Source organism: Streptomyces sp. NPDC090045 (assembly GCF_044747975.1).
In the GTDB taxonomy this organism is placed as follows: Bacteria; Actinomycetota; Actinomycetes; order Streptomycetales; family Streptomycetaceae; genus Streptomyces.
This window is the reverse complement of record NZ_JBIVFA010000041.1, coordinates 1-3,268: the sequence shown is the minus strand read 5'-3', so window position 1 is coordinate 3,268 and position 3,268 is coordinate 1. Positions and strand designations below refer to the sequence as shown.

At 68.1% G+C, this 3,268-nt stretch carries 2 protein-coding genes; both read right to left on the bottom strand.

What is annotated here, in order from left to right; translation table 11 throughout:
- Positions 1–938: 938 nt before the first annotated feature.
- A complete protein-coding gene (locus tag ACIPYQ_RS41160; RefSeq protein ID WP_401259810.1) occupies positions 939–2,255 on the bottom strand; it encodes an ABC1 kinase family protein in 1,317 nt (438 codons plus the stop codon).
- Positions 2,252–2,527: a hypothetical protein gene (locus ACIPYQ_RS41155; protein ID WP_401259808.1), complete on the bottom strand. Its 276-nt coding sequence runs from the start codon at positions 2,525–2,527 to the stop codon at positions 2,252–2,254. Before ACIPYQ_RS41155 ends, ACIPYQ_RS41160 begins: the two co-directional genes overlap by 4 nt.
- Positions 2,528–3,268: the final 741 nt, after the last annotated feature.

Here is a 3,268-nt window from a genome sequence, read left to right as displayed (position 1 = left end):
CCACGGCCGAGTACTCACACACTCACGAACGGCCGAATCATCACACCGGTTACGCCCGACCAGGGCATCTCACCAAGATCCTGTTACGAGCTCTACGGGACTGGAAAAGGACAGCACGGCCCCGGTGCCCGCTCTGCGGAAGTCATTTCCTGCACGCCGACCGGCAGCCGCAGAGCCCCCAGGATGGGAGCAGGGGCTGCGGGCGATCCGGACGGCGGTACGCGCGAACGCGCTCACCGCCGAACCGGACGGAAGCCAGTCCGGCGATCCCGTCGCCTTTCGACTCGCCCACGTTCACTGCCACCGCTGGCGCGGTGACAACGAGCCACGGAGACCAGCCGCTCTGGCTGACCGGGGGCCTTCAAGGCCCGCTTGAGTCGGATGCGGTTAGCGCCACACGTCCGGTTCTGAGGGGGGTGCGGCGTGGCAAATGCGCCGCACCTACCCGACAAGCCGAGACGGCCTTCCTGCGACCTGAACGGCATCAGGCAAGAGCTCTTCGGCATGCTTGTTGTCCATCACGCGGCGCGGCGCATCGCTGCCGATGCCGCAGCGGAGGCCGGCATAGACCCCGACCGCATCTCTCTATGGAGGACTGGATGCGGACCACCGCCTGCCCGCGCTGGAAGCGGTCTCCACCGGTGGATGCGCTCTTGAAGTCGATGGGCCCTCACGGCCCCTCCCAGTCCGATTTCCAGGCTCCCTTTGAGCCGCGTCCCGCACCACCCGCACCGTCTCCGCCGCTGTCTCATCAGATGCGCCTGGCCTTGTCGATACCCGCATTCCCCAACCGACGGCGTCAGCCCCGCAACCCGCAACCCTTCCTTGGGGACTGACGCCGACCCGGACTGACCGACAGCGTCACCCAGATGGCGGGGCGCGGCGTCTCGGACCAGCAGCGCACCGCTGACGTTTCTGGAGGCGATGAGCAGCCGCTCTCAGTCGGCTGGCTGAGAGGCGTCGCCGAGCAGGGCCTCAACCAGATACGGACCGGCCACCTTCTGGAAATCCACCTGCGGGGCGAAAGCGCGCACGGTGCCCTCCAGCACCAGCAGGGACAACAGGGGGAACACGAACTCCGGTGCGGCGTAAAGGTTATGGCGGCGCTGGATGTCGAACAGCGAGCCCGCGAACGTCACCAGGTCGAAGTCCGCTGCGGACACCCCACTGTTCCCCCGCACCAGAGTAGCGAGTTCGCGCCTGAAGCCGTCCGTGTCGGCATCCGGCCCGGCGGTCGCCGTGGACAGGACGATCTCGGCACACGCCTCACCACCCCCCACGGACATCTGCAGGAAGAACCAGGCGAACGCGGCCCGTGTCCGCTCGTCGAGACGCACCGTGAAGCCGGCGTCCACCAGTACCACCTCACCGTCCGGCAGGAAGTAGAGGTTGCCGGGGTGCAGGTCGCAGTGGACCAGCCCGTCGATGAAAAGCATCCGGTAGATGCCACGCAGCGTCGCTAGCACCGCCTGCTCGCGGGCCATCTCCGGGAACTCGTGGGGCGCACGGCGCCGTAGGCCCTCGACGAACTCCATGACCAGAAGGCCGTCGTCGCTTAGGTCCCGATGCACGGCGGGCACCCGGATACCGGACTCCTGTGCCATGTTCTCCCGGAACTTTTCCAGGAAGCGCGCCTCCCGCAGGAAGTCCAGCTGGCCGTGGACCGCCTGCGCCATCTGGTCGACGACGGCGACGGCCGGAATACCGCGCATCCGTGGCAGCCGGGCCAACAGACAGGTGCTCCTGCGCAGGAGTTCCAGGTCCACCGTCAGTTGCCGGGCGACTCCGGGCCGCCGTACCTTCACCGCGATCCTTCGGCCGTCGGGGGCGGTGGCGCGGTAGACGCAGGCGATGCTGCCCGCGGCGACAGGCCGGGCGACACCGTCGGCCCCCCGGTCCAGTACGAGGCCGGTGCCACGCAGTTCGTCGGCCCCGGCCATCAACGGCACGGGCTGGACACAGTCGTGCAGCCGGCCGAGTGCGGCGCATACGCGGGGCGGCAGCACGTCTACCCGGGTGGCCAGCAGCTGGGCGGCCTTGATGAACGCGGGTCCGAGCCGGGTCACCAGGTCTACCAACCAGCGGTCCCGGCGCGTATCCAGGTCGCCGCGCAGGACACCGACCGTCGTGTGGCTCACGAGTGCCGCGCCGCCGCGTAGCAGGTGGCCCAGGAGAACCGCCGCACGCCCCATGAGTACGCGGCGCGGGACGGTAGCGGCCGGGTTTGCGTGCGGCCGGACGCTGTTGGCGGTCATCGATGCCTCCGAGTCGACTCTTTGGCGGGACGACGGCGTGTCACTGCCCCGCTTCCCACCGGGACCTCGATCCGCGACGGCGCGAGATCGAGCGACGACCCCTCGCCGGGCGAGAGCGCCACCGGCGCTGCCTGGCGCGTGTGTGCTCGGTCGCGCCAGATGATCACGGCCAGCGACAGGGCGATCAGAGCGGTCATCGGCACCGCGAGGACCATCACGGTGAGTAGGTCGCCCGTGGGGGTGGCAAGGGCCGAGAAGACGGAGATCAGCATGACGTGGGTTCTCCAGTGGGCCACCAGGCTGTGCCCCGCTGACCTTCACCTTCAAGGTGGTCCTCGCCGCCCGACCGGTGATCTCCAGCCCGCTCTGGTCGTACCAGCTGTGGGCATTCGCGGCGCAGAGCCAAACTGTCGCCAGCACCGATGAGGAGCTTCCGCCCCTGTGGACACGCCACGGTGAACGGGCTCAGGTCGAACACCATCACTCCCAGAGGTACGGCGAGGTCGCTGGATCCGGAGAGCACCCATCATGACAAGTTTTCACTCCAGATATCACCCCATGTCATCACAAGTGCATCATGCGGTCGGGAATTCACTCGTTGAGCCCCTCAGCTCGCGGACTCTTCAGGGGCACCGGGCAGTGGCCGGCTTACCCACACACGTGAAGTCGTGGCTCACCGCGTCGCCGGATCAACTCAACGCCCGAGCGGGCATCCTGATTCGGTGGGGGGAGGTCGCCACGCCCGCCGCAGATTTGCTGATCCCCTGTGGAAGTCGGCTACCGGACTTCCTTGGGCTGCCGGTGACCGGCGGCAACGCGAATCCTGGCCGTGAGTCCATCCGTGTCTCCCGCCAGCAGCGCGGCCGTGGTGGCCTGCCGGTGCCTCCGTGTCTCGACACATGTGAATTCCTGTGGTCTGTGTCATGACCATCCCCACTGAGTCGATCGGCAGCGTCCCCCGCCCCCGCGCCCTGCAGCAGGCTCTCGTTGAGCACGCCCAAGGACGGTTGAGC

Coding starts and splice junctions, on each gene's coding strand:
- ACIPYQ_RS41160 (WP_401259810.1), bottom strand. CDS start 2,255: ATGACCGCCAACAGCGTCCGGCCGCACGCAAACCCGGCCGCTACCGTC.
- ACIPYQ_RS41155 (WP_401259808.1), bottom strand. CDS start 2,527: ATGCTGATCTCCGTCTTCTCGGCCCTTGCCACCCCCACGGGCGACCTA.